The sequence below is a fragment of the Brevibacillus sp. JNUCC-41 genome (assembly GCF_014844095.1).
Lineage (GTDB): Bacteria > Bacillota > Bacilli > Bacillales > DSM-1321 > Peribacillus > Peribacillus aracenensis.
Genome location: NZ_CP062163.1, coordinates 3,964,813 through 3,990,935, shown reverse-complemented (window position 1 = coordinate 3,990,935; position 26,123 = coordinate 3,964,813). Strand labels below are relative to the sequence as shown.

Below are 26,123 nucleotides of genomic sequence, written 5' to 3'. Positions count from 1 at the left end.
TCTTAGGAGGGAATAAATTGAAGGCATCTGATTTGTTTATAAGATGTTTGGAGAATGAAGGGGTTCAGTATATTTTTGGGATACCTGGAGAGGAAAATACGGATCTTATCGATTCTCTAATTAGCTCTAATATTAAATTCATCTTGGTTCATCACGAACAAGCTGCAGCTTTCATGGCAGACATCTATGGCCGGCTAACTGGAAAGCCTGGCGTCTGCTTAGGTACATTGGGACCTGGTGCAACCAATTTATTGACAGGGATAGGAAGCGCTTATCTGGATTATTCCCCTGTTATCGCAATTACAGGTCAGGCAGGCCTTGATCGAATTCATAAGGAGTCGCATCAATATGTGGACATAATTGGGGTTTTTAAGGAAGTAACGAAATGGAATCAACAAATCAAAGTGCCGCATACGATTCCGGAAATTATCCGTAAAGCATTTAAAACTGCAGTCATAGAAAAGCCGGGAGCTGTTCATATCGAACTCCCCGAAGATGTGGCGATGATGGATACTGAGGGTGAACCTCTTCCGGTTACACCAATGCCTAGATCCCGCCCTGCAGAGGAAGAAATCAAAAAAGCCGTCGAATTAATAAATCGCGCAAAAAAGCCTATTATTCTAGCTGGTAATGGCGTAGTCCGCGATGGAGCTGCTGAGTCATTACGGAAATTTGCAGAAGAGAAGCAAATTCCTGTTGTGAATTCGTTCATGGCCAAAGGAGTTTTACCTTCCAACCATCCATTGACCCTTTTTACAGTAGGGATGCAAGCAAGGGATTATGTTCTTTGCGGGTTTGATTTGGCCGATCTTATTATCACCGTAGGCTATGACTTCGTCGAGTATTTACCAAAGTATTGGAACGATGAGGCAATGAATCCGATTATTCATATTGATGCTCGACCGGCTGAGATTGATGCTTATTACCCCGTACAAGCCGAATTGGTCGGGAACGTTACGGAGGGACTTGAAGCCTTGTCCACTGGTGTAGTAGAAAAAGAGCTTTGGCCTGAAGTGAAAAAGCTAAGGTCTCAAATCATAGAAAAATTTCATTCTTCGGATGATGTATCAGGAAGCCCTATCATCCCTCAGCGAATTATCGCCGATTTGAAAAGGGCGGAAAAGGGCAATGCCATTGTCATTTCGGATGTGGGAGCCCATAAATTATGGATGGCCCGGATGTATCAGCCGGAAATGCCAAATCACACTATCATTTCTAATGGCTTTGCATCGATGGGAATTGCTATTCCCGGCGCAATTGCAGCCAAACTGGCTAAACCTGATAAACCTGTCATTGCGGTTACAGGGGATGGCGGATTTCTGATGAATGGGGTTGAATTGGCAACTGCAAAACGTTTAGGGCTTGCCTTCGTGATAGTCATTTTCCATGATTCAAAATACGGCCTAATTGAGTGGAAGCAATTGAATAAATTTGATCGTACGAATGCGATTGAATTTACAGACCCAGACTTTTTAGGCTTCGCAAAAAGTTTTGGGGTCAAAGGAGTGAAAGTAACCCACTCCGATGAATTGCTTCATGCATTGGAAGAAGCGATTTCGAGTCAGGAAATTGTCTTGATTGATGTGGATGTCGATTATTCGGAAAATGTAAAGCTATCGAAAACACTAGGTGATTATATTTGTAAATTATAAAGGCAGATATTATTGGAGGGATTTCAGATGAAGAAAAAGTGGCAATTGTGGATTGGTGGTAAATGGCGGGAGGCTAAATCATATGAGCCATTATATAACCCCCATTCAAACGAAGAAATTGCACAAATCGGACAGGCTGAACCAGCGGATGCCGTTGAAGCGATTGTCGAGGCAAATGCAGCTTTTCAGAAATACCGAACCTACCCGGCTCATGCACGAGCAGAAATTTTATTTAAAGCTGCCGCAATCATGGAAGAACGCAGTGAAGAACTTGCAAAAATCATTTCCCTAGAGGCTGCGAAAACGATTCGAAATGCTCGTGAAGAAATGAATCGTACGGTTCAGACCTATCGTTTTGCTGCAGAAGCGTCAAAGAATAATTATGGAGAACAAATCCCGATGGATGCTGCAGTGGGTGGGGTAAACCGTTTTGGATTCACGGTTCGCACCCCGATTGGCGTCGTTACCGCGATTACGCCATTTAACTTTCCATTTAACTTGGTCGCCCATAAAGTTGGTCCAGCTATTGCGGCTGGAAATTCGATTGTGTTAAAACCTGCCGAACAAACCCCGTTGAGTGCACTGGTTCTGGCCGATATTTTTAAAGAAGCAGGGTTGCCTGATGGAGTATTGAACATCATACCGGGCAAAGGGGATGTTTTAAGCGAAGCGTTGACGACCCATCCACATGTAAAAAAAGTGACTTTCACAGGCAGTGTAGAGGTCGGACACCTTATCCAGCAGCAGGCAGGCTTCCGTAAGCTTACACTTGAACTCGGATCTAATTCGCCTTTCATCATTGATGAAGGTGTCGACATCGATAAAATTATTCAACGAAGTGTGATGGGTTCATTTACGAATAATGGGCAGGTGTGCATCTCGATTCAACGAATTTATGTCCACAAATCACTATACCAACAATTTTTAGATCGATTCGTCAGTGCAACAAAACAGCTTGTCATCGGTTCCCCCCTGGAGGAAAATACAAATATTACAGCGGTTATTTCAAAAAAATCAATGGAACGGTTACAAAGTTGGATTGACGAAGCAGTACAAGAAGGAGCAAAAATTGAGTGCGGCGGTACAGTGGAAGGCAATGTCCTATTGCCTACCGTCTTAACCAATGTAAATCGTGACTCAAAGGTATTTCGTTTCGAAGTATTTGGTCCAATTGTCTGCATTTTCCCATTCGACACGCTTGATGATGCGATCAATGATGCTAATGATTCGCGTTACGGATTGAACTCAGGAGTGATGACACCGAGTATAGAACGAGCTTTTTATGCGGCGGAACGCTTGGAAACAGGCGGGGTCGTAATCAATGATATTCCAACTTACCGAATTGATAATATGCCTTATGGCGGCTGGAAGGACAGCGGTGTTGGCCGGGAAGGCATCAAATATGCGATGCAAGAAATGATGGAGCAGAAGTTTATCAGCTTTAAAATAAGCGACGACTGAACATAGGGAAATTATAAACCATAGTAAAAGAGACGGCGAAATCTTAAAGATATCGCCGTCATATTTTGTCGTAAATTAATGTTTTTTGTTGCAGCCTTAGAAGATATTTATTTGCTGAAAAAAATATAAAAAGCCACCATATACGATACGGCAGCTTTCACTAATTACTTCAATTCTTCAATTCTTCAATTATTTCAGCACCATAAGAGTTGTCGATTATACAGCGCCATGTACCTGTGGAATCTTTTTTAAATACATATGTCGCAGTTCTTTCCATAGAGAATTCGGAATCATCCTTTTGATTGGCACTAAGCTGGGCTTTTGCCACAACCAATGCCGTATCGCCCGTTTCGATTATTGCCATCTTTTCTTGATTGACGATTAAGCTGTGATTAAAATATTCAGCTATAGCAATGAATGCCCGACGAATTTCCTCTTTCCCTTTTGCGAATGTTCCAGGTTTGACAACTAAAGTCGCTTCCTCTGAATAGAACTCCATTAAATGATCAAAATCCTCATTGTTTATCGCCCTGTCCGCAATTTTTATGACTTGTTCCAGCTCATGATTCTGCATAATCACCCTCCTATTCCACTTCTCTTCATACTAATTGGTGTTCGACTGCCGTGATGGGGATTCCTGCTCAATAATAAAAAAGAGAATGCTTAATTAAATTAAGGTGAATGCACATAAGGGTTCTAGATAATGAATTACTACGGTTCATTATCATTACAAAATGTTTCATGCAACTTTCAACTTGATGCAAAGTGAAATGAATGCAGAACGTAAATGCCGACAAAAGGTTTATTTGCATTTATCAGCAATGTGGAGTACACAGCTTCTCACCTTTACAAAAGTTAAATAAGAACGACATTATAAAAAGGGAATGGTAAAATCCATTCCCTTTTTGACTGTGTGCAAAGCCCTTTTAGTGAAATTTAACCCTTAACGCCAAAAGGCCGCCAATCGGCGGCCTTCTACTTTTTAACAATTTCCGTATTCCCTCTTTTATCAGTCCGTTATTCGTGCAAATATGCCCAGGCATATTGAGCGTAAAGTTCTGCACCGGTAGCAAGCGCCTCTTCGTCGATGTTGAATTTCCCGTGATGATGGGCCCATTCCGTATCCTTTTCAGGGTTTCCAGATCCAACTAAAGCGAAGCTTCCAGGTACTTCATCTAAATAGAAACTAAAATCTTCTCCACCCATTGTTGGCTTTTCATTATATACTGAGTCTTCGCCAAACGCATTTGAAGCAACTTTTTGCACTAATTTTGCACTGTATTCATCATTAATGACAGCTTGCGTTCCACGGTAATACTCAACCTGTGCGGTCGCACCGTAAATATTAGCAACATTTTCAGCATAAATCTGGAGCTGTCTTTCAATATGGTCACGTGTTTTAGGATCAAAACAACGGACAGTCCCTTCAATAACGGCATTTTCTGCAATGACATTAAATCGTGTGCCCACGACCATTTTTCCAACTGTCAAAACTGCGGGATTTTGTGGGTCGACCGTTCTTGATACGACAGATTGTACATTCATGACGAATGAAGAGGCCACAATAGTAGCATCGATACAATCCTGTGGCATGGCACCATGTCCCCCTCTTCCTTTAAACGTTACTGTAAAGATATCTGCTGAAGCGAATGAAGGACCTTGAGAACAAGCAACCTTGTTTGTTGGCATTTGCGACCAAATATGTATGCCAAAAACATTATCAACACCTTTGACAGCCCCTTGTTTAACCATTTCCTTTGCACCTGTTGCTACTTCTTCAGCTGGTTGAAAGATTAATCGCACATTCCCAGGTAATTCTTCTTTTATTTCGTTTAGTGCCTTCGCTGCAATTAATAACATGGATGTATGTGCATCATGACCACATGCATGCATTTTTCCTTCTTCTTTTGAAGCATACGGCAAGTCTTTATTTAATTCTTCAACAGAAAGGGCGTCCATATCCGCTCTTAATGCTACCGTCTTTCCTGCCTTACCGCCTTTAATTTGTGCAATGACACCTGTTGGTTCTGCTTTGCGATAAGGTATTCCTAATTCTTCAAGGTATTCACAAATAAAGGCCGTTGTATTTTCTTCTTCCCATGATAACTCAGGTTCGCTATGAAGTTTTCTACGTATTTCTATTAATTCATCACTATTATTTTGAATCGCTTCTTTTATCGTTTGATTAATCATCCTCATTCTACCTCCGTTAAACATTTAGCCACTTCGTAAAATATTTGCACTCCATTTGCTATATGACGTGCATCAGACCATTCTTCTGGACAATGACTTAGTCCTGATTTACTTGGAACAAAGAGCATGCCAACATCAGTCACATCGGAAAAAACCATCGCATCATGACCTGCTCCACTATTAATGGAACAGTATGGAATTTCCAAAGCAGAACTTTTATCTTTTAATAAAGCTTTTATTTCATCACTCAATACCTTTGGCGGCATATATAACACCTGTTCCGCAGTTGTATGGATTCCCTGTTCATGATAGGATTCGATTAATTCTTTCATCCGCTTGATAACATTGTTAATATGTTCTTCCTTGCTAGATCGGATATCTATCGAAAATTCGACTTTATTTGGGATGACGTTAGCTCCATTTGGTAAAACATGTAGTCGCCCTGTCGTGATAACCGTTCCTTCACCTTCCTCAATTGCTAGGCTCGGTAATTGAGAAATAATCTGAGCGGCTGCAACCAATGCATCCGTACGGCGATCCATCGGGGTTGTGCCTGCATGTCCTGCCTTTCCTTCAATGGTCACTTCAAATTGAGTTAAACCAACAATCGCTTCTACAATACCAATGGGGATATTCTTCTCTTCAAGGATTGGCCCTTGTTCTATATGCAATTCGAGAAATGCTTTAATGCTTTTAGGATTTCTCCTTTTCGGAAGTGATGAATCCAGACCAATTTTTGACATCGCTTCAATTGTCGTGATACCTTCTTTATCCCTTAAGTTTTTAAAACTTTCCTCACTAAGTGTTCCCACTATTCCTCTCGACCCCATTAGTCCCCCGCCAAAACGAGCACCCTCTTCTTCAATCAGGGCAACGATTTCCAATGGATATTTAGGTGTTAATTGATTTTCTGCAAATAGGGCAGCCACTTCAAGAGCGACAATTACACCGGCTGGTCCGTCATACGCACCACCGTTTGGTACGGAATCAAAATGTGAACCAATCAAAACGCTTGGTGCATCTTTTAAAGTACCTTCAAGCTTTCCAAAAATATTTCCAAGTCCATCTTCCTTTACTGTTAGACCGGTTTCCATCATTTTATTTTTAATATAATTGCGTGTAAGTAAGTCTTCCTTGCTATACGTAAGCCGGGTTGTCCCTTTTCCGGGTGTTGATGTAAATTCGCTCAAATCATTTATTTGCTTTTTTATACGTTCGATAAGACTCACTTGGAATTCCTCCTTTTTTACAAGAATTGTACAAATATTCCTGCCAAAATAACCGACACGATTGTAACCGATATAAATCCACCAACAAGCATCGGCGGCAGCATATGGCTTAGCAGTGCTTCTTTTTCATTTTCATCTTTTGTTAATGAATTGACGACTTCATTGGTGATAATGTAATCGGCTGGAAATCCGTATAATGCTGTTAAAGATACAGCAAAGGCCATTTCTTTGCTGACATTTAACAATTTCCCTGCAATGAATGAGAATATATACATGCCAATAACAGCTAAGAAAATGCAAACAATAAGTGGGTAAAGGATCTCCACCATCATACTTGGTGTTGCATTTTTTAATCCGTCAAAGACGAAAAGCATAAGGGCCATGATGGCAAATCCAAATCCATTTGCTTTTTGCAGAGTCTGCTTTTCCAAGAAACCTATACTTTTTCCGACAACCCCGAATAGTAAGCAGAGAACAAATGCATTTATTGATATAATCGGCTCTAATCCAGTCGAAACAAGGTAAGCGAGAAAAGCAACAACCGCAAGTCTGAAAAATTTAAAATATTCCGTATTATATTTTTCAGGAAATTTTTTAAACAGCTTAAGTTCCGTCATACCTTCTGAAGCTGCTGCAGTATCACTCTTTTTTACCGTTAATTGCCCATTGCGATATTGCCCCAATAGCTTCTTCCCTTCTTTCTTCAACACAATTGAAGTTAAAGGATATCCAGCAAAGCCTTGCATTACATAAATAACAATGGCAAAAACGGACAAACTCGTTAGTCCTGCGTCCGCCGCTCCTTCTGACATGATTATTGAAGATACCATACCGCCCACTAAAGGTGGAATCGCCACAAGGACAGTTTGCAGATCAAATATGAATATGCCAATTCCGAATATAAGTGCAACAATACCAAGAATACCAGATAAGGAGATGACAATCGTTTTCCATTGATTCACCAATTCTCTTATTGAAAGCAATGTTCCCATATTCGTGATCAATAGGTACATCATCATGGTTGCCACTACCGGTGGAACACCTGCTATTGAAACGATGTCTTGCGGGAAGAATGTCCAATAACCACATAGAAATAGGATTGCGGAAACGAAAACGGAAGGTACCCAGGCTTTTGTCCGAACCGCCACAATGTCTCCTACAAATAAAATCAGAATAACAATAACTAAAGCCAACATCTGTGACATATGAGTTCCCTCACCTTCCAATTTAATAGTTTGAATATTCTAAAATAATAACACTAAATCATTTTAATTTAAAGACAATTCAATATTTTCAGGTAATTATACACAGATAATAGGAAATGTAAGTGTTTTAATTCTGATTCCACATACCAAATTATCTGAAATTTGGATATATCAAAATAATTTTAATCATTTTATAGAGTTTTTATCTCCTTAAGTCTCTGAATGATCTCCATTTATTTTAAAAAGAAAAAGCCGTCTAAGGACAGCTCTGATTAATGATTATTCAATATCCTGTTTACTTTTTACTGTATATAATCTGAATAAAGTAAACTCTTTCTACTTTCATAATTGAATGTTTTTTGCACTTGAACCAAAACTTCCATCAATAAAAAATACTTACCTTAATAATTGTTGAACATACGTGATCTTCGTAATTGGATAACTTTATATTATTGCAGAAATGATCCATGTTCAAGATTACCAAGTCACCTTGCCCTAAAATAATAGACTCTTTTTCATCGATACTCATTCTACTTTTTCCTTTGAAACAATAATAGGCGTCCGTTCTTTTCGTAGATTCCCCATTATCCAACACTTCAGAATGGATTCCATCAGTCAAATGAATTGTGCTAAGGTCTCCTTCGCATCCATCTGCTAACATCAAATTAAAGTCCGTAACCCTCCCAATACTTCGGGTTGTCCAGCCTCCATCAAACCGATCCTGTTCAAATGGCTGTAAATGCACACGGTGCTTTCCCTTATGTTCCAGCAGCGTTTCACCATCAAGGATCATGATGATTCTCTGAATGCCTGGAAGGTGAGTAAATAAGGATTCGTCCACCTCGACATCTGCGGTGCTAATCCGCCATTTGAAATCACGCTTCGTATAATCTCCATCTTCAGGATAAATGGCAAGTTGAGTTGTTTTACCACCTGACCAAAGACTGGTTATTTGTTCACTTTTTCTTATTATCTTTTGTGAATATGACAACTATTTTCTCCCCTTTTTATTATTACTTTAAGTTGAAAACAATTTCGACCAGAGTGCAGATCAAAAAAATTGTTCATTTCCATTAGGGCGGATACGGTAAAAAGAGAGACATAACTGGCTTAGGTGTACTGGACTCTGATCACCGTAGCATAATTTCATTCTTACTTGATCGTGCTATACACACAAGGTCGTTCATACCTACTTGAAATTGATGAGGTTTCGGTGAAAAACCAATGTGTATTAACTACAACATGGGTAATTTAGAAAAAAAGACAATACCGAATGTTTTTGATACAACTCAAAACATTCGGTATCAACACTATATCTAACTATACTTTGACCATATCATGCTTTGCATAAAAACTATTAATTTTGAAATTCATTCCAGCATTATCATTTTAATAGATTAATACTTACAATGATAATTGGCATGGCAAAAACGTCAATAAGAAATGCACCCACTATCGGAACGATTAAATACGCTTTACTTGAAGGTCCATATTTAGCAGTGATCGTCGACATATTGGCCATAGCATTTGGTGTAGCCCCTATACCATGTCCGATAAACCCTCCAACCATAACTGCCGCATCGTAGTTTTTGCCAAGAAAGCGAAACATGATGAATATACTTAAAAGTATAATGAAGATTACTTGTATCACCACAATCAAAATGATAGGTAATGCAAGGTCAGCAACTTCCCATAGTTTTATACTCATTAATGCCATTGATAAGAAAATACCTAAAGTAATATCTCCAATAAAATTTATACTAGGCATTTCGATGATTTTTCCATTTATTTTATCCAAAATATTCCGGACTATTACAGCCACTATCATTGCTCCAACATAATTCGGTAAAACATAACCTGTCTTCGCCGAAAATAACTCTCCTAAGTATGAACCTAAGGCCATACAAAATGTCAGTATTAATACTTGTTTCATAAATGAAGCTGCATTCAATTCTATTTTGTCTTCCATTTCTTTCTTTTCCTGAATTTCAATATCCTTTTTACTTGGTGTTAATTTGTGTTTATTAATTAGATATTTTACAGTTGGACCTCCAACTAATCCACCAAATACTAAACCTAATGTAGCTGCCGCTATTCCAATTGCTTGGGCAGATTGAATTCCCAGCGATTCAATGGTACCACCAAATGCTGTAGCTGCACCTATGCCCCCTTCCATGGATATCGCTCCTGCCATCATACCAATCAATGGATCAATCCCAAAAACCGGTGCTAAAGAAATTCCAATTAAATTTTGAGCAAATGCCAGAAAACCACATAACAACCAATATATTAATAAAATTTTTCCGCCGACTTTTACTAATTGAAAACTGGCACCCAATCCAACAGTCGTAAAAAACGTTAACATGAATAATCCCTGGAGTGTCGTATCTAATGAAATGGTTACGTTTAGAAAGGTTTTAAGACTTGTCGCGACTATTGCAAACAGTAATCCCCCTACAACAGGTGCAGGGATACAAAAGTGTTTAAATATTTTGACATTCTTAACGATAATCCCGCCTAGTGCTAAAAGCAGTACCGCTAAAAATATAGTGATCGTTTGATTGATCTCGATGCTCATATTGCCTATCTCCTCTCCACACACAAAAATACTTCATTTATTAGGTTTGCAGCTAGTTTTACAGTGCGATTATCATTATCCAATGATGGATTTACTTCACAGATATCAAATGAAATGGTTTTCGGATGTGAAGTAATTTTACGAATTAACTGCCTAACCATTTTTCCAGAAAGACCAAATGAGGAAGGTGCACTTACACCTGGTGCTTCAGAAGCGTTAATAACATCCATACAAAGCGTTAAAATAATATGATCATGTTGATTCATAAAATTCAGAATTTCACTTTCATTTTTCTTGGAAATCCCATCTGCCAATTCTTCTTCCAATATCCAGGAACACCCAAGAGAAGTTGCAGTGTCAAATAATTTTTTTGTATTTCCATAACGTTGAATACCAATGGGCAAATAACTTGCTTGATGATCATGATCTAATATTTGTTTAAACATCGTTCCTGAAGAAGTTATTTCTTCATATGAGCGTAAGTCAAAATGAGCATCAATGTTAAGGATGCCTATCTTAGCTTTGGGTCCTACACTCGACCTGATCCCTAGATAATGACCATAAAAGGTTTCATGTCCGCCCCCCAATATAACAGGAAACATATTTTTAGTTACTATTTTCTCTACGTGACTTCCTAATTCAGCTTGTGCTGCTTCTAACTGTTGATTTTCACAAATGATATTTCCGAAATCAACTAGACTATCCTCTGCTTGGCCGTGCCAAGACAAAGAAGATAAGGATTTACGTATTTCATTTGGAGCTTCTTTGCTTCCAAGTCTTCCTTTATTCCTGCGTACGCCCTCATCACAAGAAAACCCTATTATTCCACATGCATGATTTATTGAAGGGAATTGATTATCTTTAACTATTTGATGAATTCTAAATTCATCTTTATCTACTAGACTATCTGTTCTGCCTTTCCATAAATCCATATTTGGTAACGCATACATTTATTTTTCCTCCCCATTAATAAAAATACTTCATATGGCAATCGCCAATCATTCGGGTTGTACAATCATAAAAGACCTGAAGCATTTTGCACATCCCCGCTTCCGCTGCACTGTAATTCCCAGTCCAGTACTGTAAACCATTATGGTGTAATATCTATATTCCCTCCATTCTGCTTAATGGTTGTACTGCAATATTAATTAAGCAAGTTTCATGCCAGGTTCATCGCCTTAAAAACAGTGGGTAATTAAGATATATTCAAAATAAAAAGTAGGCGAAAATTGCCGCTCGGCAATTTCCGCCTACTTTTCTTCCCGATATTTCTTCAACTTATCTCGCAATGTCCTCTCCCCGATGCCAATTGTTTGCGCCGTCCTCCTTTGATGACCGTTAAAAGCGGCAAGGTTATGAAGAATCACTCTTTTTTCGATTTCTTCAAGCGGTTCGCCGACATAGACAGGGATTAAAGTGTTGCCGAAAAATGCGCGCGAGCTTTTTTGGATATCGGAAGGTAAATCAGCTTTCTGTATATAAGATTCATTCGTAAGCGCAATGGCCCTTTCAATCAGGTTCTGGAGTTCCCGAATATTTCCTGGGAAGTCATATTGCTGTAAAAGCTGCAGCGCTTCATGGGAAATTCCTTCTACAGGTTTTCCCATTCTATCACCGATTTTGGCAATGAAAAATTCCAACAACAACGGTATGTCTTCTTTTCGTTCACGTAAAGCAGGAAGGTGAATCGGAATCACATTTAATCTGTAATATAAATCTTCACGAAATCGATTTTCTTTTACTTCTTTGACCAAGTCTCTGTTTGTCGCAGCAATGATACGGACATCGATGCTGACTTCTTCCATCCCTCCAACGGGCATTACCTTTCTCTCCTGTAGAACGCGCAAAATTTTCCCTTGCAGCGCCAAATCCATCTCACCAATTTCGTCAAGAAAGATTGTTCCTCCTTCCGCCAACACAAAAAGTCCATATTTCCGCTGTGTCGCCCCTGTAAATGCTCCCTTTTCGTATCCAAATAATTCTGATTCCAACAGGTGAGTCGGGATGGCGGCACAATTAATAGCCTGAAACTTTTCGTTTCTGCGCTTGCTTTGATTATGGATCGTTCTGGCGACGACTTCTTTGCCGGTTCCACTTTCCCCTTCTATGAGAATGTTAGAATCGATATCCTTCACTTTTTCGATTAGGGAGAATATTTTACGCATTGACAAACTTTCACCGATAAGGCCGTTCACTCCTGCCACCTTATCCAATTCTTCACTCAGCCATTTCACTTTGGACTGAAGCGTATACACTTCTTCCGCTTTTTGCATCAGCACTTCCAATTCATCAATATGAAGAGGCTTTGTTGCATATGAAAACGCCCCCTTACGCATTGCTTCCACGGAAGATGGAATGGTGCCATAGGCCGTCATCATGATGACGACTGTCGAGGGGGAGAGGCGCTTGATTTCTTCTAACACTTCCATCCCATTGTATTCCCCGATTTTCAAATCCAGCAAAACGATGGCGATTTCCGCTCTTTCAAGAAGTGGAAGCGCTTCACGTGGGTCTGTAAACGAATAAACATGATACTGGTCTTCCAATGCAAACGTTAGTGACTGACAAATGGTTGGCTCATCATCAATAATCATGATATCGTACATCGTCTTCACCCTTTCTGTATTAATGCCGTAAACAAATGGTAACTACTGTACCCTTTCCCACTTCACTTCTTGTCTCAATAGTACCATCGTTTTCTTTGACAAGCTGATATGAAATAGAAAGACCAAGCCCGACCCCGTTCGGTTTCCTGGTGTAAAACGGTTCAAAGATCTTATCAATGTCTTTTTCCGAAATGCCGATGCCTTCATCCTCGATTTCAACGACAGTGAACATATCCCGATAATATGCCCGAAAAATAAGGGTTCCCCCTAAATTGGACGCCTGAATGGCATTGAGAATGACGTTCACCAGCACTTGTTTGATCTGCTGTGTATCTGCAGTTGCCTGTATGTCCCTAGCGAACTCACGAACAATACGCAGGTTTTTTTCTTTGACTTTCGGCTTAAGCAATAGCTCAATCCCTTCCATGGTCTCATTCAGCGAAAACGTGACAGGTTCTGATTTTTTAGGGCGGGAATAATCGAGCAAATCGTTAATTAATGTATTAAGTCTTGTAATTTCACTAGTGACCTGTTCGGAAAAGAATGTACGGAAATCTGCGCTTGCAAATTTTTTCGGCAGTAATTGTGTATAGGTAAGGATCGATGTTAACGGGTTTCTTATCTCATGTGCGATACCCGCCACAAGTTGTCCCAATGAACGTAAGCGATCATCCTGAGCCACTTTTCTCTCCAGCTGTTTTTGTTCCGTAATATCGAAAAAATTCAGCACCGCACCTACATTTTCTCCACCAATAGTCTGAATTGGGTACACGCTGTAAGTAATATACCTTTTTTCGCTCGCATTCTGAGACCACAGCGTTTCCTTTTGTAAGAAAACTCTCTTTCTCTCTAACGCAGCCTTAATCTCCTTTTCCGGGATGAAACTGGTTATGGGCAGATCCTGAAAAGGTTTTCTAACAACATTGCCGTCCAACTCCAAATAATCCATTGCCCTGACATTGATCATTGACACAAGACCTTGCTGATTCAATGTAATAAGCGAACTGTAGTCACTGTTTAATACTTGCTGCTGAAAATGGATGTTTTCCTCAAGTAACAGCATCTTCTCTTCCAAGTCTTTATTTACGTGCTCAATTTGCTCGGTTCGCTTAGCTACTTCTCGTTTAAGGCTGAGATTCCACCATAAGATGAGAGAAATTACAATGAAGGTAATGAAAAGACCAATTTCCAAATACAACATCGTTTTGCGTAGTCGTTGAGTATTCGGCAGGATATATTCCCCGAACCACTTTTTCTCTATCTTTTCATACGTCCCATCTTTCTTGATTTGGGAAATTGCCTGATTGAATAGTGTCAGCAACTCTTTATTTTTTGGCATCACGGCTACAGCATAATTTGTAGTGTCAAGTGATTCACCGACAATCTTAATGAGTGATTGCTGCTCATTTTTCTGTAGAAAATATTGACCCGTAATCCGATTTCCAATGAAAGCATCCACTTTTCCGTCGATCAACGACTGAACGGCTTCTTGTTGATTATTAGTTTCCACCAATTGCAATCGATCTACTTTACTTAATAGATCGCTTGCAACATCACCTTTTTGTACAGCTACCTTCCGGCCTTTGAGATCTTCTATTTTTCGGATATACATGTTATCTTTCAACACAAAAATCCCTTGTGAACTTGTGAAATACGGAGCTGAAAAATCATAAATCTCTTCACGTTCCTGATTGTACTTCATGCCTTGAATCGCATCCACTCTACCAGAGCGCATAGCTTGTACCGCCTCGTTCCACGGCATAGGATAGTATTCGAACCTAATTCCAGTCTCGATGGAAATGGCGTTCATTATATCTACATTAAAACCGGTATAAACGCCCGAATCGCTCAAGTATTCGAAAGGTGGAAAGTTATTATCCCCTGCAACCCGTATCACTTTTTGGGCTTCCGAATGCACTGCAAAAGGAAAGAAACAGCCAAAGAAGAAAAGGAAGACGGTTATAACGGCACAGATAATATGTAACTTTCTCATCGCCTCACCCCTTTTTTCCATATATACAGTTTTGTATCATTAATGTGTATATTTACAATGTATAAAGACTCTATCATGATAACTTTTTAATGTATATAAGAAAAGCTAAAGTGCATTTCATAACACCATACATGGCAGAAAGTCGAATTACAATATATTTTTTTGAATAGCAAATGGATTGTAGATAATGTTCATTTATTCGGGGAATAAAGGGAATCCTATTAACTCTTTTTGATTTAAGAATTTTATTCCGTTCAAAACTTGCGTAAAAGCAATTGTGTTTTCGCCGTTCGCAAACTATTTTCTAGCTAAAACAAACGTTGAATCTGACTTTTTTACAAAGAAATCGCACCGTTCGTTTAAGCGTACTTTTACGAACGGTGCGAGTATTTCCCCTATGCCCTTCGATTTAAAGGGAAATCCCCAAAATATCCATTGGGGTGTAAAGGGCATTATGAATATTCTTACTTTCTTGAAGCTCTCCTGGGACGAGTAATATCACCCTTTTAGCAAACATGGCTTCGGGAAAAAACCACGAGCCCCTAAAAAAGGATATTTTTAAAGTGTAACCCTTGATGCTAATCCTATTTGAATTTTATTATATTTAACATGATCTTTTATCCAAATTAAAGAGCCAATCAATAACCAATTGACTCTTTATATATTTGGAATATATTTATTGATTACCTTTTTTAACCCATTCCGCAACTGTAACTGTACGTTTAGCTTGATGTTTTACAGCATCTTTAACATCCTCAATCATCTTACCATCTTGTCCGACTGTTACACTTGTTCCATATGGATTTCCGCCTGCACCAAATAGTACCGGATCCGAATAACCAGGAGTAGCAATGATAGCACCCCAGTGCATCATAGAAGTGTATAAGGATAACAATGTAGCTTCTTGACCACCATGTGGGTTTTGTGCAGAAGTCATTGCACTTACTACTTTATTCACTGTCTTACCGCTTGCCCAAAGCCCACCTTGGATATCGAGGAATTGTTTCATTTGTGATGGCATATTCCCAAAACGTGTTGGGACACTGAAGATAATAGCATCTGCCCATTCTAGGTCAGCTGATGTTGCGACTGGAACGTCTTTTGTTGCTTCGACAGTTGCTTTCCATACTTCATTTCCTTCAATAACAGATTCAGGAGCTAATTCTTGTACTTTTAATACTTTCACTTCAGCACCCACTTCTTTTGCTCCTTCTTCAGCCCATTTTGCTAATTGAAAATTTGTTCCACCCATACTGTAAAATACCACTGCTAATTTAACGTTTGACATATTTTCCATCTCCTTTGATTTACCGAATAATTTGTTTAAAAATCCCATAAATTACACCTTCTTTAATGCAGATATCTTCTTTATTTCTGATAGTATCCCTCAGCATAGGCATAAATATTATTTGCTAGATAAAATCCATTTTGATTAATCATTTTTCAAAATGGATTCTTACCATAAATCTGAGTTTATCCGGTAATTTTGTATACACTTTATTTAAAGCTATATTTGATTTTGTTTGTTATTTAGCAATTCTCAAGATAAATTTAAGTGTTACAACGGTTTTTGATTAGCCTTGTTGAAATCTTCATGAATATGCGCATATGGAAAATTATGTTTTTTTAAACAAAAGATAGATCATTCAAATATACCCTTAAACTGACCTGCTTTAATTTAAGTACATTGCATCACAATCAAGTTGCTTAGCGAAAGTTTTCCACTTTTCTTCGTAAATATCTGTTTCGTTTAATATTTTCCCATTTATTCTTTGATGAATTCCTTTGTACTTCTCACTGTTTCAATTGGGCGAACTAATTTTTCTATTTCTGTACGTTTAGGCTCTAAGAATGGAGGTAAAGATAATTTTTCACCAAGGGTTTCATAAGGTTCATCTCCCATGAAACCGGGACCATCTGTAGCAAACTCAAATAAAATTTGCGGTGCAACTCTTGCGTATAATGACTCAAAAAAGTGACGGTTTACATAACCGGATGTATGGAACCCAAAACTATTCATCCGTTCAATCCATTCTTCTAATACAGAGCGATCTTCTACACGTAATGCCGCATGGTGAACCGTACCAAAACCTTGCCGGGCTTCAGGAAGAATGGCATTATATTCTACAATGACCGAGGCACCATTCCCGCCTTCCCCCACTTCAAATAAATGAAATGATCCTTCTTTATCAGTCTCTTTAAATAATAGAACTTTTTCCATCATTTCTTTAAAGTAATCAAAGTTCGAAATACGGACAAAAATCGGTCCTAAACCAGTAATTGCATATTCCAGTGGAATTGGACCTTTTTGCCATGGTGTTCCAGATTCCACCCCTTTGTTGAATTCATCTGAAATCAATTGATATTGCTGATCATCAAAATCAATGAAAGAGAGGGTTTTCTTGCCAAATTGCTCTTTGATGCCAGTATGTTTGACTTCTAAACGATCAAAACGTTTTACCCAATAGTTTAATGATTCATCACTCGGTACACGGAAAGATGTCTTTGAAATCTCGTTTGTACCATGTACGCCTTTAGGAATGCCGGGGAAATCAAAGAAAGTCATGTCTGTGCCTGCGCTGCCTTTATCATCTGCAAAGAATAAATGATAGGTTTGAATATCATCTTGATTTACCGTTTTTTTAACTAAACGCATACCTAAAACAAAAGTGAAAAATTCATAATTCTTTTCTGCACTACTTGTAATAGCTGTTACATGGTGTATTCCTTTTAGACCGTTCATTATATATTCCTCCAAGATTTAATTTAAGATTAAAGGTCGCAATTTTTCTTCGATCTCTTTGCGATTTGGCTCCAAAAATGGTGGAAGTGATAGTTTTTCCCCCATTGTTTCCATTGGTTCATCTGTCGCAAATCCTGGTGTATCCGTTGATAATTCAAATAATATACCATTGGGTTCCCTGAAATATAATGCCTTGAAGTAATACTGTTCCACTTTCCCTGAATTCGATAAGCTGTATTCTTTCAAACGCTCTGCCCATTGATCATATTCTTCCTCATTCGGAACACGGAAGGCAACATGGTGAACACCTCCACGACCTAAGCGGACTCTTGGCAAATCGGGTCTTGTTTCAATATGAACTTCCGTACCGCTGCCGCCTTCACCCGTTGCATAAATCAATATATCTGGATACTCCCCTTCAAGTGAAGGATAAGAACCGGTAAATCGAAAACCCATAACTTCTGTTAAAACACCAATCGTTGGTTCTGCAATTGCGACTGTAAGGGTAACAGGTCCTAAACCAATAATGGCGTGTTCCAGTGGAATGTCATCCTTTTTCCAAGGAATACCCGCTCTCACACCTTTTTCACCGTTATCGGCTACCAGTATTAAGCGAGTCCCCTCGAAATCTCTGAAAGCCAATGTTTCACGATTTGCTCTTTTTTGAATATCATCATGTTCAACCCCAAATTGTTTAAAACGTTCTTTCCAAAATAACAATGAATCTGACTTCCTAGCCCTTAGTGATACGGTAGAAATATCTGAAGTTCCCCTGTATGTTTGCCCAAGATGAGGAATGTCAAAGAACGTAACTTCAGTTCCTGGGGTTCCTTCCGCGTCAGCATAGAATAGGTGATAGGATTCTGTATTATCTTGGTTAACCGTTTTCTTTACCAATCTCATTCCTAAAATTTTTGTATAAAATTCATAATTTTTTTCCGCTTTTCCTGTTAATATCGATACATGATGTAGTCCTAAGAGTCCTTCTCATTTCACTCCTGTCACAATATTTGTATACCACTCAGCTGCGGTTTCAATCCTTCAATGGTCAATTGATGTTCCCTATTTTCCCAATGAATCTCAAAATCCACCCTGTAATTTTCCAATAACGTTGCGTTCGACTGATTTCAATGGTGATATTAATGGATTATTTGTTCCAGTTACCTTATTTTGCCCATTTAAAATGGCAAACACATGTCGAATATTTTATTTTAAATTTAAATAATCTTTAATTTGAGGTATTTTAGAATAAAAATGGATCTAAAGCATATTGACCCGGACCGACCAAAGCTATACCGATAGCAACTGCAAGCAACGTTAAGTTGTATTCATATCCATTAGCTGTTGCCCATAATCCATTTGGAGCATGCACTTTTACGATAGCCATTATCATTGTTCCCGCAATCATAATTCCTGCAAGTGGCGTTAATAGACCTAAAGCAAACAAAAGTCCCCCAATAAGTTCTGCTACCCCTGCGAAAAGAGCCATGGTTACTCCTGGCTTCATGCCAATGGATTCAAACCATCCACCTGTTCCTTTCAATCCATGGCCACCGAACCAACCAAACAACTTTTGAGCACCGTGCCCAATGAACAATAAACCAATTACCAAACGAATTATTAATAAACCTATATTTATCATAGTAAAATCCCCCTTAATATTTTTATCTCGAATTCGAGATATCATTACAAAAAAACACTTTAAACTTCATTCCTTACTTTCTTCAAAAGGTTCACAATGTCTCTGCCTCACCAGAATTTAATGAATCAAACATATCATCAACTAACTCATTATATTTCGGCATGATTTCATTCATCAGTTCATTTCCATCATCAGTGAATCTAACATGTATCATACGGCGGTCACCTGGACAGGCATTTCTGCTTAAAAACACCTATTTGTTCTAGCTTATCTATAACATAGGTCATCGAACCACTTGAAATCAGTATGCAGTTTCCAATTTGCTGAATTGTTTTTTTTCATTTCTTGCTTTATTCGATCATGAATTGCTTTAGATGTTTGCATTAATATCAGACAAATTGTTGCATTTCCTCTCCATTTACTTCCCCCTATAAAATCTCGAATTAAATTATCTTGAATATGAGATAATAATAATGCTTATATTTTTTTTGTCAATAACCTTTTTACTTTATTGAATTAACCTTCCTGGTTCCGGTCTTCTCAAGGTAATTCCTTCAGAAAACTGTTTAAAGCGACAACAATCCCTGCCAACCATATCGGCCAATTCCAATGGACCCATTTGATGATTTTTTCCCAAAAAAGTATAAAAGGAAGGTGCAAACCCTTCCTTGTTCTTTATCTATAAGAGAGTTTCGTGCGACGATATTTATGAATACGTCAACATTTATTCGTTCAATCTTCAATTAAACTGGCAGACAATATGATCTACCAGTTTAATGGCCAAAGCAGTGTAAGATATTATCCGCTGCATACAAAACTTGAACACCATGTTTTTGACCTTGATGATTTGTCGCTGAAGTTGCGGTGGTCATCACCCATTCTGCATGTGCTGGATTCTTGCCTGTCAGCATATTTTTCTAACTTAAATGATATGTTTGACTGTGTATAGTATACTTATTGATTTTTTCAATGCTTGGTTCATAGCCGATTCCTGGCAATTCCGGAACTTTGATCATTCCTTTTTCCACTGCAACTTCAGGGTCAATGATATCTTCTGCCCAGTAGAGGGAGGAAGCAGCGGTATCTCCCGGAAGAGTAAAGTTTGGCAGTGAAGTGATGGCAATATTATGCGCTCTTCCAATGCCTGATTCCAGCATACCCCCACACCATAGCGGAATTTCATGTTCAAGACATAAATCATGGATTTTCTTGGATTCAGTCAAACCTCCGACACGGCCAATCTTAATATTAATGATTTTACAGCTGCCCAATTTAATAGCTTTCCTTGCATCCTCTAAGGAGTGAATGCTTTCGTCCAGGCAAATAGGTGTTTTTAACCTTGACTGTAAATCTGCATGGTCAATGATATCGTTATGGGCAAGCGGCTGTTCAATCATCATTAATTTATAGTCATCCAAGGCGGATAGCCGGTCTATATCTTGTAAGGTATAAGCTGAATTTGCATCTGCCATGAGCGGGATTTCCGGATATACTTTTCGGACCTTGTCTATTAATTCAACATCCCAGCCCGGTTTGATTTTTAGTTTAAAGCGTTTATAGCCTTCACCGAGACGTGCTTCAATCATATCCAGGGTCGAATCGATCGAGTCCTTTATTCCGATGCTTACCCCCACTTCAATATTCTTTTTTGTTCCACCTATCACACTTGAGAGGGAAGCACCTTGCTTTTTCGCATACAGATCCCAAACAGCACCCTCTAAAGCGGCTTTTGCCATATAATTACCGCGTATATGGGAGAAATATTTTTCAGAGAGTTCATCCGGATGCTTGATTTCATTTTTAAGGATAATTGGAATTAGATAATCCTCGAGTATATGCCAGTTTGTTTTTAAGGTCTCTTCATTATACAGGGGGTCAAGCATCGCAACAGATTCAGCCCAACCGGAAATGCCATCATCGCTTTTTGCTTCTACAAGGATGAAATCCCTATTGTATTCTGTCCCAAAGCTAGTTGTAAAAGGTTCAAGCAAGTCCAGTTTAAGATGCCTTAGAATAACTTGTTTAATTTTCACTTGGAAATTCTCCTTTTGTGATAAAACTATTAAAAGACACAGTCTTACCAATTTTTTATTAAATAGGCTGACAGCAGCCTGAAGTTACGCTATTAAAATCCACCTGCTTATTTCCTTGTCAGCACATAAAACTGAACGGGAATTTCCGTCATGGAACCCTTTATAAAATCTGTTACCTCCCATCCTTGCTGAAATAAATCGGTAAATGTGTCCCTGGTTCTCATCCGCCATTCAGTGGCTGCTTGACTATTTGTGACCCTTATTGTCCTGAAGTCCTTTGGAATGGCCACAAAAGCTGTATCCCAATTTTGTTCAGGCAGCGGAAGAGTGAAGGATGGAACAGGCAATCCCTTTTCATTGGTCTCCCATTGAATAAGCGAGTTTTCTATCGCAAAGTCCAGCGGAATTCCACGTCCACTAGAATCCGTTGTCTCCTTTTTACCAATATGCCATTCGACAAGAAGGCGGTCAGATGGAATTCCGCTGTTTAAAAGATCTTCCATTTCACCATAGCAGTTTGCGATATATGTGGAACAGACCCCACCAAGCTTGGCTATATTCAAATACCCATTAATACTTTCCAAAGGATCGTAAGTCCAGGTAATAAGGGAAAAGCCGAGCTTTAATGCTTCTTCACGTTGGGCTAACTTTAACTTCTCCCCTATTCCTTTGTTGCGAAATTGCTCATCTATTCCTAGAATATGTGAACAAAGATAGGCTGTTTGCCCATTGAATCCCGGAAAGCTATACTGAAATCCAATAAGCTTCTCCTCGCAATATGCTCCTAGAACCAAACCACCGTTTTTTACAGCTGTGATGGTTTGGTGTGTGGGAATTGAGTCGTTTTCTCCCCAAATGTCGGATTCTAGCTTTCTTACGTCCTCTAGCTCTTCAATTCGATGAAGAGAGCGAATTGCAATTTCCTGTGTTTTCGTCATGTCCAACCTCCTAGGAAAAGCTCAAGCGCATTGATCACCGCAACATAAGATGAACAAATAATTTCCACAGCCGACGGCTTGTCGTTACTAGGCACTGGAGCAATCATTTATGTTCTAAAAATATATTTCTACTTTTTTTACAAAAGAAATTATTCCACTTTGCTGAAATCAGCCTCTTGCATTGGAATCATTTTTGTTCGCTTTACGATTTTATAACCTAGAAAAGCCAGGAAAAATAAAGGAAGCCCGATATAAGAAATTAAAATTCCATACCAGTCGATCTCAGGGCCGAAAAAAGCAGAGTAATTTTGTCCCAGGATAGCCGTAACACATAAAATTGTCGCTAATATTGGACCGAATGGGTACCATTTTGATACATAAGGCAAATCTTTCAAATCTCTTCCTTGTGCAATGTATGCCTTTCGGAATCGATAATGTGTAATCGAAATTCCTAACCAGGATAAAAAGCCGGATAATCCTGCAGCATTCAATAACCAAGTATAAATCGTGCCTTCTCCGAAAAAAGAGGTCAGGAAAGCTGCCATCCCAACGATGGTAGAAAAGTACACAGCGTTAACTGGAATGCCGCCTGAATTCACTTTTTTTAGAAACGAAGGGGCTTTGCCTTCTTTCGCCAGCACCCAAAGGACGCGAGAAGCCCCATACATGGCGGAATTGCCTGCAGAAAGAACAGAAGTAAGAATGACCACATTCATGACCGATGCAGCGATCGCAAGTCCTGCGTTTTGAAAAACTAAAGTGAAGGGACTTACCGCAATATCTTCTATATCCGAGCTTAACAAGCGCGGATCATTATAGCTGATTAAAAATCCAATCACGATGATCGCCAATACATAGAACAAGAGCAGTCTCCAGAAGATTTGCTTAATGGCCTTGGGTATATTTTTTCTCGGATTTTCACTCTCGCCGGCCGCAATTCCTACTAGCTCGGTGCCTTGGAAGGCAAATCCAACCACCATAAAGACACTTATAACGGATAAAAAACCTCCTTTAAACGGTGCCTCTCCTTTGGTGATATTTTCAAAACCTACGGCATCCCCTCCCATGATTCCTACAATCATTAATAACCCCACTACTATAAAAATGATAATCGTCAAAACCTTTATAATGGCAAACCAGAATTCGGATTCACCATATCCTTTTACCGATAAAATATTCAGGCCAAATATGAGGGCAAGAAATAATGCGCTCCAAATGATGCCTGGAACAGAAGGCAGCCAATATTTCATGATCAGGGAGGAAGCCGCCAATTCCAACGCGACTACGATTGCGTTGTTATACCAATAGTTCCATCCGATCGCAAATCCTAAAGCTGGATCGACAAACCTTGATGTATAGGTACTAAAAGAGCCTGTAATAGGAATCAGGGCAGCCATTTCGGCTAGGCTTGTCATCAGGAAATAAACCATGATTCCGGCAATTAGATAGGCAGCTACAGCTCCTCCGGGACCCGCAGTATGTATAATGGAACCGCTTGCTAAAAATAGCCCCGTTCCAATGGTTCCGCCAATTGCAATCATGGAAAGATGCCTTGGTTTGAGTTTGCGCTCCAGTTGTTTTCCATCAGTAGCTGTTTGGTCCCCGGTTTGTGATGTTTGTGCGGTATTTTCCATAAAACACCCCTTCATTAATTTTTTTAGTAAAAAATTTTATTCTCCTGCCGCCAACATTACTGTGTTAATTAAAATTTTCGTTCCATAAATTAGTGCTTGCAAATTAAACTTCATATCCGGATGGTGCAGACCAGGCGTTAAATCGCAGCCTAACCCTATCATGGTTGCTGTTATATCAGGATTTTTGGCTGTATAAAAATGAAAATCCTCTCCTCCTTGAGAAATGCAGACTGGAGCGACATTTTCCCTCCCAAGGATATCTCCAATGGCGGCCTCAGCCAGCTTTATGGCTTTTTCATGCAAACTCGCAGCTGGGACGAATTCTTCCGCAGACCAGGAGATGGATGTTTCAGTTTGTTGCATTGTCTGGTCAAAAGCTTCCTCTGATAAGCGGTTTAGTTCATTCATTACATCATTTGATTGAGCTCTGGCATCAATTGCAAAGACAGCTGTTTCCGGGATAACGTTTGATGCATTGTTGTTTGTTTGAAATTGAGTCATTTTGATGGAATAAGGAGTTTCGGTAACTAGATTAATCTGCTGTAATTTTTGGATAAGCAAAGCTGCTGCCTCGATGACATTTATTCCATCTTGCGGTCGGGATGCATGGGCTTGTAAACCTTTGATGGTTCCCCTTATCGTTTCGGCAGAGCCATGGACAATGACGGGGGAAGCTTTCATATAAGGAACCTCCGTACTGGGTCTTACATGTACCCCGAATAAATATGTAACATCCTCCAATGCTCCATCATTGATCATTTGAAGAGCGCCTTCTCCTTTTTCTTCCGCAGGCTGAAATATGAATCGGAGAGTGTGTTTAGGCCGGATTCCACTGGAAGCAATGGCCAATGCTGTATATAAAACCATTGTGCTATGTGCGTCATGTCCACATGAATGATTGGCCTTTACAACTCCATCTACTTCCTGAACAAGCGCATCCATATCAGCCCTTAATGCCACAACCTTTTTTGAGATGCCTGGAATCTCGGCAATGATTCCATGATGGCTCTGAAATGTTTTTGTGGTCATTCCCGCTTTCCTAAGAGAATTTAATATATAGCAAGACGTTCTTTCCTCCTGCCAGCTTGGCTCAGCCAAAGAATGCAGGTCATGGTAGGACTTTATCAATGATTCTTGATGCTGATCAATATATTGAATCGGGTTCATAATGATGCACCCCCTCCTTTACATGAATTTTAACTTTATAAAAGACTCATTCATTAAACACTTCATAACTTGAATATAGCCTTTCTAATTTTTGCTGATGGGTATGGATCCGTTTTTCGTCTTTTTGATGTATGCCTGCAATAACCAAGTCCAATAAGCTAATGACCGAAGCGATTGAATTGGTTCCGGTTTCTGCGTTTTCTTCAGTAGTCAATGCAATATCAGCGATGCGGCCAACAGGTGACAGAAGGCGGTCTGTAACTGAAATTAAACAAACTCCTTGTTCTTTGGCACACTCAGCAACTTTTAATGTTTCATTTGCATACCTCGGAAAGGAAAAAACGACTATCACAGACTTGTCAGTGAGGTTACAAAACTTTTCATAGAAGTCACCTGTTGGTGAACATAAACTTACATTTTCCCTTAATGAACTTAGCGTATAGGAGAACCAATAGGCGGCGGCATGGGAAATGCGATGCCCTGCAATTAATATTTGGTCAGCCTGGATCAAGACATCGACTGCTTTCCATATATCCTGAACGTTCGTATGATCTAATAGATGTCTTAAAATATGAACTTCGTTTTCTATGACTTTGGTAAATGGGTCTTGCTTGTCATCAAAGCGGAGAATGGAATCCTTGTTGGATATGTCTATATGATTTTGGTGCAGCAGCTGTTTTTGAATTCTGGCCTGCATTTTACTAAACCCTTCAAATCCTAATGAATAGGAAAACCGAATGACCGTCGTTTCACTAACTTCCGCTTCCCGACCAATTTGAAATGCCGTTTTAAAGGCGGCTTCATCCAAATTTTCAATCAGGTAAGCGGCAACTTTTTTTTGACCTGCCGATAATTGGTCAAATTTTTCCTTTACTAATAATTTAAAAGGAAGATGTTCCAAAATATTACTCCTCTCTGACGAATTAAATACTTCTCATTATTAAAATAACGAAGGCAATCCTTCTTAGATTTATACACTATCACAATTTAATTAGAAAAAGAAGAATATTTTTGATTTTTCCGATAATTAATCACTCTAAATTTCAATC

At 39.1% G+C, this 26,123-nt stretch carries 20 protein-coding genes and 1 pseudogene; 2 read left to right on the top strand and 19 right to left on the bottom strand.

The window, feature by feature from the left end:
- The first annotated feature begins 17 nt into the window (after positions 1 to 17).
- Both JNUCC41_RS19445 and JNUCC41_RS19440 read left to right on the top strand, forming a co-directional pair.
- Complete coding sequence (locus tag JNUCC41_RS19445; RefSeq protein WP_228467378.1) at positions 18 to 1,652, top strand: acetolactate synthase large subunit; 1,635 nt, start codon at positions 18 to 20, stop codon at positions 1,650 to 1,652.
- Positions 1,653 to 1,679: 27 nt separating this feature from the next.
- Positions 1,680 to 3,113 (top strand): aldehyde dehydrogenase family protein, encoded by a 1,434-nt coding sequence (locus tag JNUCC41_RS19440; RefSeq protein ID WP_192204409.1) that lies wholly within the window; start codon positions 1,680 to 1,682, stop codon positions 3,111 to 3,113.
- Positions 3,114 to 3,282: 169 nt separating this feature from the next.
- Here JNUCC41_RS19440 and JNUCC41_RS19435 read toward each other — a convergent pair whose 3' ends face one another.
- The 19 genes and pseudogenes from JNUCC41_RS19435 to JNUCC41_RS19345 all read right to left on the bottom strand — a co-directional run bounded on the left by JNUCC41_RS19435 (position 3,283) and on the right by JNUCC41_RS19345 (position 25,975).
- Complete coding sequence (locus JNUCC41_RS19435; RefSeq protein ID WP_192204408.1) at positions 3,283 to 3,687, bottom strand: YybH family protein; 405 nt, start codon at positions 3,685 to 3,687, stop codon at positions 3,283 to 3,285.
- A 443-nt stretch (positions 3,688 to 4,130) separates the two neighbouring features.
- Positions 4,131 to 5,306 (bottom strand): M20 family metallopeptidase, encoded by a 1,176-nt coding sequence (locus JNUCC41_RS19430; protein WP_192204407.1) that lies wholly within the window; start codon positions 5,304 to 5,306, stop codon positions 4,131 to 4,133.
- Positions 5,307 to 5,308: 2 nt separating this feature from the next.
- The gene (locus JNUCC41_RS19425) at positions 5,309 to 6,535 is read right to left on the bottom strand and encodes a Zn-dependent hydrolase (RefSeq protein ID WP_228467377.1); all 1,227 of its coding nucleotides are present in this window, start codon (positions 6,533 to 6,535) and stop codon (positions 5,309 to 5,311) included.
- A 17-nt stretch (positions 6,536 to 6,552) separates the two neighbouring features.
- Entirely contained in the window at positions 6,553 to 7,740 is a 1,188-nt protein-coding gene (locus JNUCC41_RS19420) for a hypothetical protein (protein ID WP_192204406.1), read from the bottom strand.
- 382 nt (positions 7,741 to 8,122) lie between these two features.
- Positions 8,123 to 8,731 (bottom strand): HutD/Ves family protein, encoded by a 609-nt coding sequence (locus JNUCC41_RS19415; protein ID WP_192204405.1) that lies wholly within the window; start codon positions 8,729 to 8,731, stop codon positions 8,123 to 8,125.
- Between the two features lie 393 nt (positions 8,732 to 9,124).
- A complete protein-coding gene (gene gltS / locus JNUCC41_RS19410; RefSeq protein WP_192204404.1) occupies positions 9,125 to 10,318 on the bottom strand; it encodes a sodium/glutamate symporter in 1,194 nt (397 codons plus the stop codon).
- 5 nt (positions 10,319 to 10,323) lie between these two features.
- Positions 10,324 to 11,268 (bottom strand): formimidoylglutamase, encoded by a 945-nt coding sequence (gene hutG, locus JNUCC41_RS19405; RefSeq protein ID WP_192204403.1) that lies wholly within the window; start codon positions 11,266 to 11,268, stop codon positions 10,324 to 10,326.
- 300 nt (positions 11,269 to 11,568) lie between these two features.
- Complete coding sequence (locus tag JNUCC41_RS19400) at positions 11,569 to 12,924, bottom strand: sigma-54-dependent transcriptional regulator (RefSeq protein WP_192204402.1); 1,356 nt, start codon at positions 12,922 to 12,924, stop codon at positions 11,569 to 11,571.
- Positions 12,925 to 12,943: 19 nt separating this feature from the next.
- A complete protein-coding gene (locus JNUCC41_RS19395; RefSeq protein WP_192204401.1) occupies positions 12,944 to 14,917 on the bottom strand; it encodes a transporter substrate-binding domain-containing protein in 1,974 nt (657 codons plus the stop codon).
- Between the two features lie 676 nt (positions 14,918 to 15,593).
- Positions 15,594 to 16,205, bottom strand: coding sequence for an NAD(P)H:quinone oxidoreductase (gene wrbA, locus JNUCC41_RS19390; RefSeq protein ID WP_192208234.1), 612 nt, complete (start codon positions 16,203 to 16,205; stop codon positions 15,594 to 15,596).
- Between the two features lie 477 nt (positions 16,206 to 16,682).
- Positions 16,683 to 17,660: a ring-cleaving dioxygenase gene (locus tag JNUCC41_RS19385; RefSeq protein ID WP_192204400.1), complete on the bottom strand. Its 978-nt coding sequence runs from the start codon at positions 17,658 to 17,660 to the stop codon at positions 16,683 to 16,685.
- A gap of 18 nt (positions 17,661 to 17,678) precedes the next feature.
- Positions 17,679 to 18,641 (bottom strand): annotated as a pseudogene (locus JNUCC41_RS19380) (ring-cleaving dioxygenase); the annotation flags it as partial.
- Positions 18,642 to 18,903: 262 nt separating this feature from the next.
- Complete coding sequence (locus JNUCC41_RS19375) at positions 18,904 to 19,302, bottom strand: DoxX family protein (RefSeq protein ID WP_192204399.1); 399 nt, start codon at positions 19,300 to 19,302, stop codon at positions 18,904 to 18,906.
- A 91-nt stretch (positions 19,303 to 19,393) separates the two neighbouring features.
- A complete protein-coding gene (locus JNUCC41_RS27150) occupies positions 19,394 to 19,516 on the bottom strand; it encodes a hypothetical protein (protein WP_286182157.1) in 123 nt (40 codons plus the stop codon).
- Between the two features lie 703 nt (positions 19,517 to 20,219).
- The gene (gene menC, locus JNUCC41_RS19365; RefSeq protein WP_192204398.1) at positions 20,220 to 21,335 is read right to left on the bottom strand and encodes an o-succinylbenzoate synthase; all 1,116 of its coding nucleotides are present in this window, start codon (positions 21,333 to 21,335) and stop codon (positions 20,220 to 20,222) included.
- Between the two features lie 107 nt (positions 21,336 to 21,442).
- Positions 21,443 to 22,273, bottom strand: coding sequence for a GNAT family N-acetyltransferase (locus tag JNUCC41_RS19360; RefSeq protein ID WP_192204397.1), 831 nt, complete (start codon positions 22,271 to 22,273; stop codon positions 21,443 to 21,445).
- Between the two features lie 149 nt (positions 22,274 to 22,422).
- On the bottom strand, positions 22,423 to 23,907 hold the full coding sequence (locus JNUCC41_RS19355; RefSeq protein ID WP_228467376.1) for an amino acid permease: 1,485 nt from the start codon (positions 23,905 to 23,907) through the stop codon (positions 22,423 to 22,425).
- Between the two features lie 36 nt (positions 23,908 to 23,943).
- Positions 23,944 to 25,074 (bottom strand): amidohydrolase, encoded by a 1,131-nt coding sequence (locus JNUCC41_RS19350; protein WP_192204395.1) that lies wholly within the window; start codon positions 25,072 to 25,074, stop codon positions 23,944 to 23,946.
- Between the two features lie 46 nt (positions 25,075 to 25,120).
- On the bottom strand, positions 25,121 to 25,975 hold the full coding sequence (locus JNUCC41_RS19345) for a MurR/RpiR family transcriptional regulator (protein ID WP_192204394.1): 855 nt from the start codon (positions 25,973 to 25,975) through the stop codon (positions 25,121 to 25,123).
- Positions 25,976 to 26,123 lie beyond the last annotated feature (148 nt).

Coding starts and splice junctions, on each gene's coding strand:
- JNUCC41_RS19385 (WP_192204400.1), bottom strand. CDS start 17,660: ATGAACGGTCTAAAAGGAATACACCATGTAACAGCTATTACAAGTAGT.
- JNUCC41_RS19430 (WP_192204407.1), bottom strand. CDS start 5,306: ATGATTAATCAAACGATAAAAGAAGCGATTCAAAATAATAGTGATGAA.
- JNUCC41_RS19355 (WP_228467376.1), bottom strand. CDS start 23,907: ATGGAAAATACCGCACAAACATCACAAACCGGGGACCAAACAGCTACT.
- JNUCC41_RS19435 (WP_192204408.1), bottom strand. CDS start 3,687: ATGCAGAATCATGAGCTGGAACAAGTCATAAAAATTGCGGACAGGGCG.
- JNUCC41_RS19400 (WP_192204402.1), bottom strand. CDS start 12,924: ATGTACGATATCATGATTATTGATGATGAGCCAACCATTTGTCAGTCA.
- JNUCC41_RS19395 (WP_192204401.1), bottom strand. CDS start 14,917: ATGAGAAAGTTACATATTATCTGTGCCGTTATAACCGTCTTCCTTTTC.
- JNUCC41_RS19440 (WP_192204409.1), top strand. CDS start 1,680: ATGAAGAAAAAGTGGCAATTGTGGATTGGTGGTAAATGGCGGGAGGCT.
- JNUCC41_RS27150 (WP_286182157.1), bottom strand. CDS start 19,516: ATGATACATGTTAGATTCACTGATGATGGAAATGAACTGATGAATGAA.
- JNUCC41_RS19360 (WP_192204397.1), bottom strand. CDS start 22,273: ATGACGAAAACACAGGAAATTGCAATTCGCTCTCTTCATCGAATTGAA.
- JNUCC41_RS19375 (WP_192204399.1), bottom strand. CDS start 19,302: ATGATAAATATAGGTTTATTAATAATTCGTTTGGTAATTGGTTTATTG.
- JNUCC41_RS19420 (WP_192204406.1), bottom strand. CDS start 7,740: ATGTCACAGATGTTGGCTTTAGTTATTGTTATTCTGATTTTATTTGTA.
- hutG (WP_192204403.1), bottom strand. CDS start 11,268: ATGTATGCGTTACCAAATATGGATTTATGGAAAGGCAGAACAGATAGT.
- gltS (WP_192204404.1), bottom strand. CDS start 10,318: ATGAGCATCGAGATCAATCAAACGATCACTATATTTTTAGCGGTACTG.
- wrbA (WP_192208234.1), bottom strand. CDS start 16,205: ATGTCAAACGTTAAATTAGCAGTGGTATTTTACAGTATGGGTGGAACA.
- JNUCC41_RS19350 (WP_192204395.1), bottom strand. CDS start 25,074: ATGAACCCGATTCAATATATTGATCAGCATCAAGAATCATTGATAAAG.